13 protein-coding genes, 1 tRNA gene and 1 pseudogene are annotated in these 13954 nt (G+C 66.3%); 10 read left to right on the forward strand and 5 right to left on the reverse strand.

Annotation, left to right across the window (positions count from 1 at the left end; translation table 11 throughout):
• Window positions 1–483 precede the first annotated feature (483 nt).
• From G5A07_RS16600 to G5A07_RS16615, 4 genes are all read left to right on the forward strand, one after another.
• Window positions 484–699 (forward strand): hypothetical protein, encoded by a 216-nt coding sequence (locus tag G5A07_RS16600; RefSeq protein ID WP_005410085.1) that lies wholly within the window; start codon window positions 484–486, stop codon window positions 697–699.
• Window positions 700–906: 207 nt separating this feature from the next.
• Window positions 907–3288, forward strand: coding sequence for a Tex family protein (locus G5A07_RS16605; protein WP_191863639.1), 2382 nt, complete (start codon window positions 907–909; stop codon window positions 3286–3288).
• A gap of 208 nt (window positions 3289–3496) precedes the next feature.
• Window positions 3497–5686 (forward strand): PAS domain S-box protein, encoded by a 2190-nt coding sequence (locus G5A07_RS16610; RefSeq protein ID WP_019336521.1) that lies wholly within the window; start codon window positions 3497–3499, stop codon window positions 5684–5686.
• A gap of 62 nt (window positions 5687–5748) precedes the next feature.
• The gene (locus tag G5A07_RS16615; RefSeq protein WP_010484939.1) at window positions 5749–5979 is read left to right on the forward strand and encodes a hypothetical protein; all 231 of its coding nucleotides are present in this window, start codon (window positions 5749–5751) and stop codon (window positions 5977–5979) included.
• A 39-nt stretch (window positions 5980–6018) separates the two neighbouring features.
• On the opposite strand, the gene G5A07_RS16620 is transcribed toward G5A07_RS16615, so the two are convergent.
• Window positions 6019–7107, reverse strand: coding sequence for a DUF5694 domain-containing protein (locus G5A07_RS16620; RefSeq protein WP_191863640.1), 1089 nt, complete (start codon window positions 7105–7107; stop codon window positions 6019–6021).
• A 152-nt stretch (window positions 7108–7259) separates the two neighbouring features.
• On the opposite strand from G5A07_RS16620, the gene G5A07_RS16625 reads away from it, so the two are divergent.
• Window positions 7260–7805, forward strand: a complete 546-nt coding sequence (locus tag G5A07_RS16625) for a GNAT family N-acetyltransferase (RefSeq protein ID WP_029550665.1) — start codon at window positions 7260–7262, stop codon at window positions 7803–7805.
• 255 nt (window positions 7806–8060) lie between these two features.
• Window positions 8061–9887, forward strand: a complete 1827-nt coding sequence (locus tag G5A07_RS16630; RefSeq protein ID WP_191863641.1) for a methyl-accepting chemotaxis protein — start codon at window positions 8061–8063, stop codon at window positions 9885–9887.
• On the opposite strand, the pseudogene G5A07_RS16635 reads toward G5A07_RS16630, so the two are convergent.
• Together G5A07_RS16635 and G5A07_RS16640 are read right to left on the reverse strand one after the other, a co-directional pair.
• Window positions 9884–10324 (reverse strand): annotated as a pseudogene (locus G5A07_RS16635) (GGDEF domain-containing protein); the annotation flags it as partial. The gene G5A07_RS16630 and the pseudogene G5A07_RS16635 sit on opposite strands and share 4 nt — an antisense overlap.
• Window positions 10325–10503: 179 nt before the next feature.
• On the reverse strand, window positions 10504–10962 hold the full coding sequence (locus tag G5A07_RS16640) for a carboxymuconolactone decarboxylase family protein (RefSeq protein WP_019336516.1): 459 nt from the start codon (window positions 10960–10962) through the stop codon (window positions 10504–10506).
• Window positions 10963–11071: 109 nt separating this feature from the next.
• Between G5A07_RS16640 and G5A07_RS16645 the strand changes: the two genes are divergently transcribed.
• Window positions 11072–11371, forward strand: a complete 300-nt coding sequence (locus G5A07_RS16645) for a hypothetical protein (protein ID WP_224328272.1) — start codon at window positions 11072–11074, stop codon at window positions 11369–11371.
• Window positions 11372–11460: 89 nt separating this feature from the next.
• Here the strand turns inward: G5A07_RS16645 and G5A07_RS16650 are convergent.
• Window positions 11461–11546, reverse strand: a tRNA-Leu gene (locus G5A07_RS16650).
• Between the two features lie 132 nt (window positions 11547–11678).
• Here G5A07_RS16650 and G5A07_RS16655 point away from each other — a divergent pair.
• Both G5A07_RS16655 and G5A07_RS16660 read left to right on the forward strand, forming a co-directional pair.
• Complete coding sequence (locus G5A07_RS16655) at window positions 11679–12059, forward strand: response regulator (protein ID WP_019336514.1); 381 nt, start codon at window positions 11679–11681, stop codon at window positions 12057–12059.
• Window positions 12060–12128: 69 nt separating this feature from the next.
• Window positions 12129–12326, forward strand: a complete 198-nt coding sequence (locus G5A07_RS16660; protein ID WP_010484956.1) for a hypothetical protein — start codon at window positions 12129–12131, stop codon at window positions 12324–12326.
• A gap of 45 nt (window positions 12327–12371) precedes the next feature.
• Here the strand turns inward: G5A07_RS16660 and G5A07_RS16665 are convergent, their stop codons facing one another.
• On the reverse strand, window positions 12372–13328 hold the full coding sequence (locus G5A07_RS16665; protein WP_057504128.1) for an SOS response-associated peptidase family protein: 957 nt from the start codon (window positions 13326–13328) through the stop codon (window positions 12372–12374).
• A gap of 77 nt (window positions 13329–13405) precedes the next feature.
• On the opposite strand from G5A07_RS16665, the gene G5A07_RS16670 reads away from it, so the two are divergent.
• A complete protein-coding gene (locus G5A07_RS16670; protein ID WP_010484960.1) occupies window positions 13406–13822 on the forward strand; it encodes a GNAT family N-acetyltransferase in 417 nt (138 codons plus the stop codon).
• Window positions 13823–13954 lie beyond the last annotated feature (132 nt).

A 13954-nucleotide genomic window follows, 5' to 3' on the forward strand; every position in this document is an offset into this window, starting at 1 on the left:
GGCTCGATGGCGCCATCCATGGCGCCAACGGTCCCGCGAACCCATCCCGCCCGACCTCTGACAGTTTCCGTGCGCGTCCAGCCACGGAGAAGAATAAGAACGGCAAAAGCGGGTCGCGCGCTGCGCTTGCTCGTGTAGAGCCGAGCCCACGCTCGGCTGCTTTCAGGCCAGCCCGCGAAGCCGAGCGCAGGCTCGGCTCTACAACAAAAAAGCGGCCAGCCCACAGGAAACCGGCTTTCCGCGACCAACCAAACCACCCACGAGGGGCTGCGCCGTTGGCAGGAATCCCCCACCGATTCGTTAGCCGGAAGTTAAGGATCCGTAAGCATTCTGCTGCGATCCCGCCGTCATCTGCATGCAACCGATCGTCATTAGCCTTCGTGACGTTCCAGTCAGGTTCGACGCGGTAAGCTCTCCCTCGATGAGCTCGCAGCATCGCTCATCGAGTGCAGTACGCAGTAGCAATTTGGAGGAATACATCACATGGCAATCGTTCTTTATGTCGGTGGTAGCAAGGATGGCGAGAAGGGCGTGGTGCCCTACGGCTTCAGCAAATCCCGCGCCGACACCGCGCTGGGGCCGGAGTTCTACACGGAGCGGTTCATGGAACTGCAGGGTGTCGGCAAGGTCCGCCTGATGGCCCTGGAAGGCATGCGTGACGAGATCGTCATGCAGCGCGCCGCCCGCCACTACCGCTGACCTCCGCAACACGCGGCAGGGCGCGCCCACCATCGCGCGCCCGCGCCGGCATCCCAGCCCAGGGCCAGTCCGAGCCCTCTCCTTGCCAGGATGCCGGCGTCCAATCCGGCCCCGCCGCTGAACCGCTCCCCCTGTCAATGCCTTGTCCGGCTCCGTCGTGGGTTGCCAGAATGGGGTCTTCCCGTACCGCGGCACAGACCTGAAGCAATGCACGACGCCAAGAACGCACAGAGCGCGCTCGCCCAGCAGATCGCCCAGACCATCGCCGATGAGATCGGTGCCCAGTCCGCCCAGGTACGCGCCGCAGTCGGCCTGCTCGACGAGGGCGCCAGCGTTCCGTTCATCGCGCGCTACCGCAAGGAAGTGACCGGGGGCCTGGACGACACCCAGCTGCGCAACCTGGAAGTGCGCCTGACCTACCTGCGCGAGCTTGAAGACCGCCGCGCGGCGGTGCTGGCCAGCATCGGCGAGCAGGGCAAGCTCAGCGACGAACTGCGCAACGACATCCTCGCCGCCGACACCAAGAGCCGCCTGGAAGACCTGTACCTGCCGTACAAGCCCAAGCGCCGCACCCGCGCCCAGATCGCCCGCGAGGCCGGTCTGGAGCCGCTGGCCGATGGCCTGCTGGCTGACCCGACGCAGGACCCGCAGACGTTCGCGGCCGCCTTCGTCGACACCGACAAGGGCGTGGCCGACACCAAGGCTGCGCTGGAAGGCGCGCGTGCGATCCTGATGGAGCGCTGGGGCGAAGACGCTGCGCTGGTCGGCGAACTGCGTACCTGGCTCGGCGAATCCGGCGTGATCCGTGCCCGCGTGGCCGAGGGCAAGGAAACCGAAGGCGCCAAGTACCGCGATTATTTTGAACACGCCGAGTCGCTGGCGAAGATTCCCTCGCACCGCTTGCTGGCGCTGTTCCGCGCGCGCCGCGAGGAGATCCTGTTCCTGGAGCTGGACCCGGGCAGTGATGCCGAGGCTGGCCACCAGTACGCCGAAGGGCGCGTGGCGCGCAAGGCCGGCATTGCCGACCAGGGCCGTGCCGCCGACCGCTGGCTGCTGGACGCCTGCCGCCTGACCTGGCGCGCCAAGCTGCATACCCATCTGCTGCTGGACCTGTTCAACCAGGCCCGCGAAAAGGCCGAGGCCGAAGCCATCGCGGTGTTCGGCGACAACCTGAAGGACCTGCTGCTGGCGGCACCGGCCGGCCCGAAGACCGTGCTCGGCCTGGACCCGGGCATCCGGACCGGCTGCAAGATTGCCGTGGTCGATGCCACCGGCAAGCTGGTCGCCACCGATACCATCTACCCACATGAGCCGCGCCGCCAGTGGGAGCAGTCGCTGCAGACCATCAAGCAGCTGTGCGCCAAGCACAACGTGGAGCTGATCGCGATCGGCAACGGCACCGCCAGCCGCGAAACCGACAAGCTGGCCGGTGAAGCGATCAAGGCCGCTGGCAACCCGAAGCTGCAGAAGGTGGTGGTGAGCGAGGCCGGTGCCTCGGTGTACTCGGCCTCCGAGTTCGCGGCCAAGGAGTTTCCGGGCCTGGATGTGTCGCTGCGTGGCGCGGTATCGATCGCCCGTCGCCTGCAGGACCCGCTGGCCGAACTGGTCAAGATCGAACCCAAGGCGATCGGTGTCGGCCAGTACCAGCACGACGTGGATCAGTACCGTCTGGCCCGGGCGTTGGACGCGCGCGTGGAGGACTGCGTGAACGCGGTCGGCGTGTACGTGAACACCGCGTCTGCCGCGCTGCTGTCGCGGGTGTCCGGCCTGTCGGCCACGGTGGCCGAGAATATCGTGCGCCATCGTGACGACAACGGCCCGTTCAAGCGTCGCAAAGACCTGCTGAAGGTTGCGCGCCTGGGCGAGAAGACCTTCGAGCAGTGCGCCGGCTTCCTGCGCATCGCCGACGGTGATCAGCCGTTGGACGCCTCGGCGGTGCACCCGGAGGCCTATCCGGTGGTCGAGCGCATCGTTGCCAGCACCGCGCGCCCGATCAAGGCGCTGATCGGTGATGGCAGCTTCCTGCGTGGCCTGAAAGCAGAACAGTTCACCGACGACACCTTCGGCGTGCCGACCGTTCGCGACATCCTGAAGGAACTGGAAAAGCCGGGCCGCGATCCGCGTCCGGAGTTCAAGGCGGCGCGCTTCGCCGAGGGTGTCGAGGACATCAAGGACCTGCGCGAGGGCATGGTGCTGGAAGGCGTGGTGAGCAACGTGGCGGCCTTTGGTGCCTTCGTCGATATCGGCGTGCACCAGGACGGCCTGATCCACATTTCGGCGCTCTCCGATACGTTCGTGAAGGATCCGCGCGACGTGGTCAAGGCCGGCGATATCGTCAAGGTGAAGGTGCTGGAGGTGGACGTGGCCCGCAAGCGCATCGCCCTGACCCGGCGCTTGGACGACACCCCCGGGCAGGCCACCAGCCGCTCGGGCCAGCGCGATGAGCGCGGACAGGGGCCGCGCCGCGACGCAGGCGGCCCGAACCGCGGGCCGAACCGGGGCCAGGGCAATGGTGGCCGTCCCGCCGTGTCCGCGCCCCCGGCCAACAATGCCCTGGCCGAGGCCTTCGCCCGCGCCAAGCGCAGTTGAGGACCGTGTCCCCCGTCACGCTTGATTCGTGGTGAGGGACTTGTCGGTTTTCCCCGTGATTGCGCACACTTGCGCTTGAGGGGAGGCGTTCGGCCACCCCGCTGTCGCTGGGGAGGGCCATGACGCCAGCAGGACCCGTTGTCTTCGTTGAGGGCTGCAGCGTTGTGCTGCGGCCACTGCCCGCCTGTGCGGGCCGCGGGGCGGGTTGATGGCGGGCCAGGGAAGCAACGGCAACGGGCTGCTCGAACGGCGCCTGCAGGAGCTGGCCGAGGAGCGCCGTCGCCTGGCGATGATCATCGACGGCACCGCAGCCGGCACCTGGGAATGGAACGTGCAGACCGGGGAAATGCGGGTCAATGCGCGCTGGGCGGAGATCGTCGGCTATCGCCTGGAAGAGCTGGAGCCGGTGTGCCAGAAGACGTTCCTGAAGCTGGTCCACCCCGACGACATCGTCCTGTCCGATGCGGCACTGGAGGACCATTTCGAAGGCCGCAGCGACAACTATGTCTGCCTGCTGCGCATGCGGCACAAGAATGGCCAGTGGATATGGATCCACGACCGTGGCCGCGTGTTCGAATGGGACGGGCAGGGACGACCGCTGTGGATGGCCGGTGCACACGCCGACGTGACCGAGCTGCAGCAGGCGCGACAGGATGCGGCCGAGAGCCGGCAGCGATTGCAGGCCGTGGTCGACGCATCCGACGAGGTGGCGGTGATCGCGACCGATACCGAAGGCACCATCACCTTGTTCAATACCGGCGCGGAACGCCTGCTGGGATACAGCGCCGAAGAAGTGGTCGGCCAGCGGCGACTGGGTGATTTCCACGATCCGGACGAGCTGGCGGCCTGGCTGCGTCCGCTGGCGGCTGCGGACGGAAGCCTGCCGGGCGCGTTTGAAGCACTCAGCGCCCGCGCCGATGAGCAGACCTATTCACGGCAGTGGACACTGCGGCGCAAGGATGGCCAGCCACGCCAGGTGCGCCTGTCGATCAGCCGCATGGATGGTGCCGGCGGCGCGCGGATCGGTTATGTCGGCATGTCCATCGACATTACCGAGATCCTGCAGGCGCGTGCCGAAGCACGCCTGTCGGCAGAGAAATTCGCCGGTGCGTTCACGTCGGCGGCGCTGGGCATGGCGCTGGTGTCGCTGGAAGGGCGCTGGCTGGACGTCAATGACGCACTTTGCCGGATCCTGGGCTACCCCCGCGAAGAACTGCTGCAGGTTGATTTCCAGCGCCTGACCCATCCCGACGACCTGCAGACCGACCTGGCCCTGGTGCAGGACCTGCTGGCCGGGCGGCGGAGCCACTACCACCTGGAAAAACGTTATCTCGATCGCGACGGCAAGGTGATCTGGGCACGGCTGTCGGTGTCGCTGGTGCGCACCGAGCACGGCGAGCCGCTGCATTTCGTGTCGCAGATCCAGGACATCAGCGCCCAGCGCAGCAGCGAGCAGCGCCTGTTCGAGAGCGAGCAGCGCAGCCGTATCACGCTTGATGCGGTGGCCGACCTGGTGCTCAGTGTCAGCCTGGATGGTCGCATCGACTACGCCAATGCCGCCGCGGTGCGCACCCTGGCCGGTGATGGCGCGCTGTCGCTGGCCGGGCACAAGGTGCAGGATGTGCTGGCACTGACCACTGAGTATGCACCCGGTTCAGTGCTGGATGTCTCCGTGCTGCTGGACCCGGAAAGCAACGCAGTGGACCTGCACGCTGACCTGTTGCTGCGCCTGGGCACAGCCACGATTCCGGTTGACCTGACCCGTGCCTGGCTGCGTGATGATGAAGGTCATGTACGGGGCGCAGTGTGGGTGCTGCGCGACGACACTCAGCAGCGCGCGCGCCAGCGCGAGGCGCGCCATCTGGCCGAGATCGATCCGCTGACCGAGCTGAGCAACCGCCGCGGCTTCGAGGTGCATCTGCAGCAGGCGATCACCCGCGTCGAGCGTACCGGCCAGGCCGCCTCGTTGATGTACATCGACCTGGACCGCTTCAAGCCGGTCAACGATACCTGGGGCCATCTGGCCGGCGATGCCGTGCTGTGGGCGGTGGCCAGCGTGCTGCGCCACGGCGTGCGCGATTCGGACGTGGTGGCGCGGCTGGGCGGCGACGAATTCGCGGTGATCCTGTCCGGCTGCACACCGCGTCGTGCAGCGCGCATCGGCGGTGAACTGCTGCACACCCTGGCATCGCTGTCGATTCCGTGGGACCGGGATCGCCTGCATGTGGGCGCCAGCATCGGTATCGCGCCATTGGCGGGCGGGATGAGCGTGGACCAGGCTGTAGCGGCGGCTGATGCCCAGTGCTACCGGGCCAAGGCAATGGGTCGCAACAACGTACAGGTGCAGGGCGAGGCCAGTGAGCTGCCGAGCGACGACATCGACCCGATCGAGGGCTGATCTCAGCCTGTGAGAGGGCGTGCGCGAATACTCCGCGCACTTTCCCTCGTACAGGTGATCCCATGAATGTCTGCAACCCGGTGACGGTGCGTGCCTTCGCACCGGCCCTGGTCGGTTGGTGCCTGGCCCTGGCCGCCTGCCTGCGTGCGGAACAGCTGCGCGGCGACCTGCACGCGCAGGCCCTGCTGCCGGTGTTGCAGGGCGGCGCGGTCGCCCTGCTGGTGTTCACGCTGTCCTGCATCGGTGCCGCCTGCATCGTGCTCTGGCGGGCGGGCAGGAACGCGGTGGAGTGATGCGGTGGATGGTCACCGCATCCCCCATGTCATGTTGCGTCAATGCAGAACTTCATCCGAACTGACCAGCTGCACGTCGTGCATCAGGTTGAGGTAAGCCTCGTAGTAGCCCTTGTGCGAGGCACCGACGATGGTCAGCATGCGGCTGCCTGGATGCTGGCCCAGTATGTCGCGCATGTTGGCGACCATGCGCAGGTTGCGGGTTTCCCAGTAGCCCACGTAGTTGCGGCCGAAGCCTTCCGGCGAGGGTTCGACGAGCGTCGCGCCGAAATCGCTGTTGAAGGCCGCCATCACGGCCTCGGGTGCGTTGTAGGCGCGATACATCGCGAGCAACCCATCCGCTTGGTCAAGATTGGCTTCGAGCCGTTCATCGGCCGCCCTGCGCGCTTTGACGAAGGAATTGTCCCAGGCACCGCGTATGGCGGCAGCGTAGGCCTTCTGCTGCGATTCCGGTGTTGGCGAATCCGCAGTGTGGTCGTCGACCGACCACAGGCGCTCCAGTCCCAGGCGTGCGGCAAGGACGCCGGCCACCAGGCCGGCCTCGTTGCGGCGGGTCATGCGCGTGTCGAGGAACCGCACCAGCTCCGGCGTCAGGCTGTCCGAAGCACGTCGCTCTTCCCTGGGCAGCCGCAGCCATTGGACGACTGCCGAGCTGCTTTCGCCCGCGGCCAGGAAGACTGCGGCCAATCGGCGTCGCTGGGCAGCGGTTGGCGCCTTCGGCCATTCCGCAAGCAGGCGTTCCATCTCCACGTTGGCACTGGGCACGTCCAGGCCGGTAGCGGCCTGCGCCGGGGCCGGATCGACGCAGTAGTCCGCTACGCTCTCCGCGTATCGGGCTGGATTGCGGCGCATGAAGTCACACTGCAGGCCGGACAGGTTCTCCACTGCGATCGCGGTGGGCCGCCAGGCTTCCAGGCGCTGCAGCAGAGGTTCCAGCATCGCCGGCGTGAAGGTCTTCGGCAGGCTGGACAGGTGCGGGCTGCCCAGTACCAGTACTTCGTTCGGGCGTCCTGCGGGCGGTCCCTTCAGCTGGTCCGGGTGGAACGCCGGTCGATAGGCGGTGTCGTTGGCCAGCGCGCTGCTGCTGCACACGGCCAGGAAGAGAAGGCTGGCAAAGCGAGGGAACATGCGATCTCCATGTCGATAAGCGTCCTGCGGGACCTTCATGCTGGTCATTTTCTCCGGCTGGGGAATCCCGCATTGGTCATGTAAACCTTTCTGCCTTGAGCTGCATCCTTCTGCTGAGCGATGCTGTACTCAGCGCTCAGGCAATGCAGAACATGACATCCGACGACTGGACCATCGACAGTCCGCGGCTGCACCTCCGGCCATTCACGCCCGGTGACGCCGACGAGGCATTTGCGGGAATCACACCCGGGCTGACCCGCTACATGGCCTTCGAGCCGCCTCCGTCGGAGGCGGCGTTTGCTGCGGTCTGGCAGACGTGGCTACCCACCATTGCCGACGGGACCGACATCACGTTCGTGATCCGCAGGCGCGAGGATGATGTATTCCTTGGCCTGGCAGGCCTGCATCGAGCCGGGGAAGCAGAACCCGAGCTGGGCATCTGGATCGCAGAAGTGATGCATGGGCACGGCTATGGCCGCGAAGCAGTGGCGGCGGTGTGGTCGGCGGCCTCCGAGCGCCTGCGCTGTGCGGCGTTCCGCTACCCGGTGGCGGAACGGAACCGGTCCAGCCGTTCACTGGCTGAGTCCCTCGGTGGGCAGGCGGTGGCACGTGAGCAGGGCGTGAAGTACACAGCAATCGTCTACCGCATTCCGGCTGCAATGCATGGAGTTGCGACGGACGTCGCGGAATCCCGCTAAAGCGGCCGACGGCATCGCCGATACTCCCTCTGGATCCCGCTCCAGTCACTCGCCGCAGGACCCGGGACTGCCCCCGATGGGCGGTCCGCGCAGTGTGTTCCGCCGCTTCCAGATGCCGATCGCACCCGCAGCAGACGCTCTTGGCAGTCGCTCGAGAGGTGCCGGTTGGCACCTGTAGTCCCTGGCAACTGATGTTGCCGCCGGGCATCCCGCCCGTCGGGTCACAACCGCTTACCGGACACCGAGGATCAGACAATGCTCATTCCAGGCTTCACGGCGGGCGCGCAGGCGCCGGCCGAGCTGCATACCCGTTGGTCGCCGTGGCGTGCGCTGCTTGGCGTACTGGCGCCACAGCAACGCACCCGCACAGAGAAGGCGGTGACCGACCGCACCGAGCTGGAAGCGCAGGTGGCCGCGCTGCATCGCGTGCAGGCCGTCATCGAGTTCGCGCTCGACGGCACCATCCTGCAGGCCAATGACAATTTCCTGCAGGCGATGGGCTATCGGCTGGAGGAGATCCAGGGCGGGCATCATTCCCTGTTCGTCGACCCCGAGCAGGCGCGCAGCGCTGAATACCGCGACTTCTGGGCGCGCTTGGGGCGCGGCGAATATGACGCCGGACAGTACCGCCGCTTCGGCAAGGGCCAGCGCGAGATCTGGATCCAGGCCTCGTACAACCCGGTGCTGGACCGCCAGGGGCGGCCGTACAAGGTGGTCAAGTTCGCGACCGACATCACCGCGCAGAAGCTGCAGGCGGCCGACTCGGCGGGGCAACTGGCCGCGATCGCCAAGTCGCAGGCGGTGATCGAGTTCAGCATGGATGGCCGCATCCTGTCGGCCAATGACAATTTCCTGGCCGCCACCGGCTACAGCCTGGACGAGGTGCGCGGGCAGCACCATTCGTTGTTTGTCGAGCCCGAGCATCGCAGCAGCGTCGAATATCGCCAGTTCTGGGAGAAACTGGGGCGTGGCGAGTATGACGCCGGGCAGTATCGGCGCCTGGGCAAGGGCGGGCGCGAGGTCTGGATCCAGGCATCCTACAACCCGATCCTGGACCTCAACGGCAAGCCGTTCAAGGTCGTCAAGTACGCTACCGACATCACCGTGCAGGTGCATGAGAACCAGGCCATGCAGCGCGCCGTGGCGCAGACCCGCGAGGTGGTGGCTGCCGCCAAGCAGGGCGACCTGACCCAGCGCGTGGCCACCACCGACAAGAACGGACCGATCGCCGAACTGTGCGAAGGCGTGAATTCGCTGGTCGAGGCGATGGCGGCCATCATCGGCCAGATCAAGTTCGCTGCGGACACCATCGCAGTCGGCGCGACTGAAATCGCACAGGGCAACAGCGACCTCTCGCAGCGCACCGAGCAGCAGGCGGCCTCGCTGGAGGAAACCGCCGTGTCGATGAAGGGACTGGCCGAGACCGTGCAGCGCACGGCCACCAACGCGCGCCAGGCCAGCCAGCTGGCCGGTGGAGCGGCCGACGTCGCCGCGCGAGGCGGCAATGTGGTGCATGAGGTGGTCGAGACGATGGCGGTGATCAATGCCTCGTCGCGGCGCATCGTCGACATCATCGGGGTGATCGACGGCATCGCCTTCCAGACCAACATTCTCGCGCTGAACGCAGCGGTGGAGGCTGCGCGTGCCGGTGAACATGGCCGTGGCTTCGCCGTGGTTGCAACCGAGATCCGCGAGTTGTCGCAGCGTTCGGCCAGCGCAGCCAAGGAGATCAAGCACCTGATCGATGAGTCGGTTGCCAATGTGGGCGCCGGCACGGCGCAGGTTGAGAGCGCGGGCCGCACCATGGATGAAATCGTGACCAGCGTGCGCCGGGTCAGTGACCTGATGACCGAAATCAGCACTGCCTCGCAGCAGCAGTGCGACGACATCCAGCAGATGAATCATGCGGTTGACCTGATCGATCAGGGCACCCAGCAGAACGCGGCCCTGGTCGAGGAGGCGTCGGCGGCGGCGCGCAGCATGGAAGAACAGTCGGCGCAGCTGCTGCAGACCGTGGCCAGCTTCCGCGTGCAGGGCGGGGCCGGGCATCGGCATGGAGCGGCGGCGCTGCACGCGGTCTAGACGCGGCGCCCGGACCAGTCTTCCGTGGTGCCGGTGTCGCCGCGTACGCAGTTGCGGCCGGCATGCTTGGCGCGATACAGGGCCTGGTCGGCGCGTTCGACCAGGTCGCGCGGATCGCGGTCTTCGCCCGGTGCCTGCCAGGCCACGCCGATGCTGATGGTGACGGTGGCTTCAGGGGCGGGCAGGGCTGCGGCTTCGACCGAAGCGCGCAGCCGTTCGCCCAGGCCCAGGGCGTGGGCGGCATCGGGCGAGGGCAGGGCGGCGATGAACTCTTCGCCGCCATAGCGGGCCAGCAGATCGTCACCCCGTTGCAGGCAGCCATCAAGGATGGCAGCCACCGACTGCAGGCGACGATCGCCTTCCGGGTGGCCGTAGGTGTCATTGAGCCGTTTGAAGTGGTCGATGTCGATCATCAGTACCGCCAGCCCGAGTCCCTGGACGAGGCGGCTGCTGCCGCGTTCGCCCGGGTGATGGCGGCACTGGAGCCGATCCGGCGGCCGGCGGAGACCAAGCCCAGACTGACGGATCCCGCTAAGGCTCGGTTGAGGGAGGCAAAAGTCGGATCAAAGCGGCGCTGACGCGGCGCTGGGCCAATGCCCAGCGCTCGCCGGTGTCGTTACTCGGTAGCGGGCTTGGCACGGGGCTTGAGCCTAAAGCTCACGCCTAGCCGATTGATCGCGTTCATTGCCGCGATGGTGAGCGTAAGATCGACAAGGTCCTTCTCGCTGAAGGCTGCGGCCACGGCCTGATACGCCTCGTCAGATGCGTGGGTCTCGCTGACAAGCGTCACTTCCTCAGACCATGCCAACGCGGCGCGCTCTTGCTCCGAGAACAGGTACGAGGCTTCGTGCCAAACAGGCAGAAGGGTGATTGTGTCGAAGGGCATGCCTTCCTTGAGTAGATCGCGTGTGTGGATGTCTATGCAGTGCGCGCATCCATTCAGTTGAGAAACGCGCAAGAACACCAGGTGGATCAATTTTGAGGGCAACGATGTGCCGGTGGTCACAAAGTGATGGAGCTGTCCAACCGCTTTGGCACCCTCGGGAGAGACCACAAACCAGTTCGCTCGGTTCATTTCTAACGTCCTTTTCCTCTAAGTGTGGGCCGGAGTCGGTCCACTCAAAGGTAGGGACGCCGAGCAGGGACGGTTCGTGACAGCTGATAGCGTGCGCCAGAATAGGCGCTTGGCTGAGCACTGGTGTGCGGTGGGGCTCTACCCGGGCCTGCCGCCGCGCGAGGCCGTGGACCCCCTGACCGACAGCACGCTCATCGCGCCGGCCACGCCTCTGCCGGGCCTACCCCCGACCCGCGAGCAGCAGCAACAGGCCCGGCGCCTGGCTGAGGCTGGGGCGAAGGAGATCGAGCGGATCAAGGCAGCGCTGGAGCCGCGCAAGCCGCCGGCGGAGACGAAACCCCGAGCGAGGGACATCCGCAGCAAGGCGCGGTTGAGGGCGGGGCTGCAGCAGATGCGCGGCGGTGTGTAGCGAGAGAGAATGAAGAAAAAAGGCGGAGCCGGAAGATTCACGACTCCATTACGCCATTTTCTTTTAAACCCTTATGCCGCAAGGGTCTTTGGTGCCGGTGAAAGGACTCGAACCTTCATGGGGTCACCCCCGGCTGATTTTGAGTCAGCTGCGTATACCATTCCGCCACACCGGCAGGCAGCGTGCGATTGTAAACGAGGTCGGCACGGCTTTCATAGTGGGGAGGCCGATCAGGGCGCGTCCTGTCGGCTTCGGCCCAGTGGTGGCTATACTGCGGCGGCTTGAATGCCTCCAGGAGTGGTAGCCGATGACAGTGTTGCAGGACCTGAGGGTGCTGGTGGTCGAGAACGACGAGATGAGTGCCGCACTGCTCCAGATGCAGCTGGTGCATGCCGGTGCAACGGTGGTGGGTCTGGCCGCGAGCGTCGCTGAGGCGCTGCGCCTGCTGGAGGCGTCGACCCCGGACGTTGCCCTGCTTGATTACCGCCTGGCCCGCAATGAGACCAGCGAGCCGGTGGCCGCGGCGCTGTCGGCGCGTGGCGTGCCGTTCGTGCTGGCCACCGGCATGCTGGCCGAGCAGCTGCCCGGGCCGATGCTGGCCGGCGTGCTGCTGGTCAAGCCGTATCTCTCGGCAGATCTGAGCCAGGCGCTGGTACGCGCAGTGGGCCGCGCCAGCGCCAGGGCCTGATTGGCGCATGCTGAAGCGGTGGGCGTATCCTGCCCGGGCCTGAATGCTCAGGCCTACAAGGAGAGTGGCATGAAGAAGTGGATCAAGCGCATGGTCGCTGCGGGTGTCCTTTCGATGGCGGTCTTCGGTGGTACGGCCTCTGCCGCGTGGTGCGGCCAGCCCTGTTTCCAGCTCTACAAGAGCTGTATCGCGCGGGGTGGTGAGGTCGAACAATGCCTGCAGGAACAGGCCTTCTGCGAAGAGGCGATGTGCGGCGGCAATCCCTGATCCATGAACCCCGCCCAGGCGGGGTTTTTCATCTGTGCGCGGTATTCAGCCCGCTTCTTCGTACACGTAGCGGATCTCTTCGCGGTCGTCGAGGATGCGGTACTGGCGCGCCAGATCATCCGGATCGGGATTGAGCCAGGCATCGAGGTGTTCCCTGCGGATGGGAACGACGCCGCGGTCGTGGCCCGCAGCAGCGACGTCGTGCGGAGGCGTGTCGGTGATGGTGGCAAATGACAGCAGGCGACCTTCCGGTCCTTCCCATTCCGCCCACAGGCAGGCCAGCAGCAGATCGCGCGGGGGATCAGGCCGGAACTCCAGCACCACGTCCTGCTCCTTCTCATCGGCACCCGGCGTAGGGCCGGCGGTGGCGTGACGCGGTACGTGCTCATAGAACGCCTGCACCACCACCACGCCGTGGCGCAGCCCGAACGCACCGCGCCAATAGCCTTCCAGGCTGTCGCGCCTCGCGTTGTAGGTGCCGGGATAGAGGATGTCGTTGCGCACCGGCTTGTCCGGCAGCCGGCACTGGTAGCGCATCGGCTTGATCACGCGTTTGCCGCCCTCGCTGACCATGACCGGTGCGTAGGTGCCAGGGAAAATGCGGTTGTCGCGCGGCAGCAGCTGCACCCGGTGCAGGTCTTCCAGCCGAGCCTGCGCACGATCGATGCGGTTGCCGGCCACGCGCAGGTCGTTGCGTGCCTTCTGGGTGGGGCGGGTCGCCAGCGTGGCGTTGGCGATATCGCGTCGCTCGCGCTGGCGGGCCAGCTCCGCTTCCAGATCCTGGCGCTCCTGCGCATGCCATTGCTGGATTTTCGCGACGATGTCGCGGCCCTGCTCGGTGCGCGCACCGGCGAAGCCGTCATCCATGGCCTTGGGAGTTCTGGGGCGCTTCTTGCCGGGATCGTGCGCGTACAGCTCCGCGAATTCTTCCAGCGACAGGATGGCGCCGAACTCGCGCACCAGCTTGGCGTAGTCGGCGCGGATCAGAGCGGAATAGCACATGGGAACTCTGCAGGCGCGGGTCGCAGCAGTTGCGACATGGATGAGGCAGGATAGCCCGACCTACAGGGAGAAAGTGCATGAATGATTCCGTCGCCTGCCAGTTCCGCGACGCCGTGCCCACGGTCGAAGACTATTGCCAGCTGCGTGTGCTGGCGGGCCTCAGTGCCAAGAGCCAGGAGGCGGCGGCACGCGCGCTGCCCAATACCCTGTATGGCGTGTGCGCCTACCAGGGCAACGAGCTGGTGGCGATGGGGCGCATCGTCGGCGATGGGGGCTGCCACCTGCAGGTCTGCGATATCGCCGTGTTGCCGCGCCTGCAGGGGCAGGGCCTGGGCAAGGAAGTGATGCGTCGCCTGGAGGGCTGGATGCAGGCAAACCTGCCGCCGTCGGCATACGTCAGCCTTCTGGCAGATGGTGAAGCGCACCGGCTGTACGCGCAGTTTGGTTTCGCACCTACCGCACCTGCATCGATCGGGATGTATCGCCGGTTCTGAGGTGTGTCCAGGCTGAGACCATCCATGCTGGATCGGGCCTTTTCAGAAATCACAGGCAAAGAAAAACCCCGGCCGAAGCCGGGGTTCTAAAGAATTGGCGTCCCCACGGGGATTCGAACCCCGGTCGCCACC

It is taken from the genome of Stenotrophomonas sp. AS012628 (genome assembly GCF_010608305.1).
GTDB classification, from domain to species: domain Bacteria; phylum Pseudomonadota; class Gammaproteobacteria; order Xanthomonadales; family Xanthomonadaceae; genus Stenotrophomonas; species Stenotrophomonas geniculata.

What these genes read in the sequence shown, in the direction of transcription:
- G5A07_RS16600 (WP_005410085.1), top strand. Translation starts at nt 484, where the DNA reads ATGGCAATCGTTCTTTATGTCGGTGGTAGCAAGGATGGCGAGAAGGGC.
- G5A07_RS16605 (WP_191863639.1), top strand. Translation starts at nt 907, where the DNA reads ATGCACGACGCCAAGAACGCACAGAGCGCGCTCGCCCAGCAGATCGCC.
- G5A07_RS16610 (WP_019336521.1), top strand. Translation starts at nt 3,497, where the DNA reads ATGGCGGGCCAGGGAAGCAACGGCAACGGGCTGCTCGAACGGCGCCTG.
- G5A07_RS16615 (WP_010484939.1), top strand. Translation starts at nt 5,749, where the DNA reads ATGAATGTCTGCAACCCGGTGACGGTGCGTGCCTTCGCACCGGCCCTG.
- G5A07_RS16620 (WP_191863640.1), bottom strand. Translation starts at nt 7,107, where the DNA reads ATGTTCCCTCGCTTTGCCAGCCTTCTCTTCCTGGCCGTGTGCAGCAGC.
- G5A07_RS16625 (WP_029550665.1), top strand. Translation starts at nt 7,260, where the DNA reads ATGACATCCGACGACTGGACCATCGACAGTCCGCGGCTGCACCTCCGG.
- G5A07_RS16630 (WP_191863641.1), top strand. Translation starts at nt 8,061, where the DNA reads ATGCTCATTCCAGGCTTCACGGCGGGCGCGCAGGCGCCGGCCGAGCTG.
- G5A07_RS16640 (WP_019336516.1), bottom strand. Translation starts at nt 10,962, where the DNA reads ATGAACCGAGCGAACTGGTTTGTGGTCTCTCCCGAGGGTGCCAAAGCG.
- G5A07_RS16655 (WP_019336514.1), top strand. Translation starts at nt 11,679, where the DNA reads ATGACAGTGTTGCAGGACCTGAGGGTGCTGGTGGTCGAGAACGACGAG.
- G5A07_RS16660 (WP_010484956.1), top strand. Translation starts at nt 12,129, where the DNA reads ATGAAGAAGTGGATCAAGCGCATGGTCGCTGCGGGTGTCCTTTCGATG.
- G5A07_RS16665 (WP_057504128.1), bottom strand. Translation starts at nt 13,328, where the DNA reads ATGTGCTATTCCGCTCTGATCCGCGCCGACTACGCCAAGCTGGTGCGC.
- G5A07_RS16670 (WP_010484960.1), top strand. Translation starts at nt 13,406, where the DNA reads ATGAATGATTCCGTCGCCTGCCAGTTCCGCGACGCCGTGCCCACGGTC.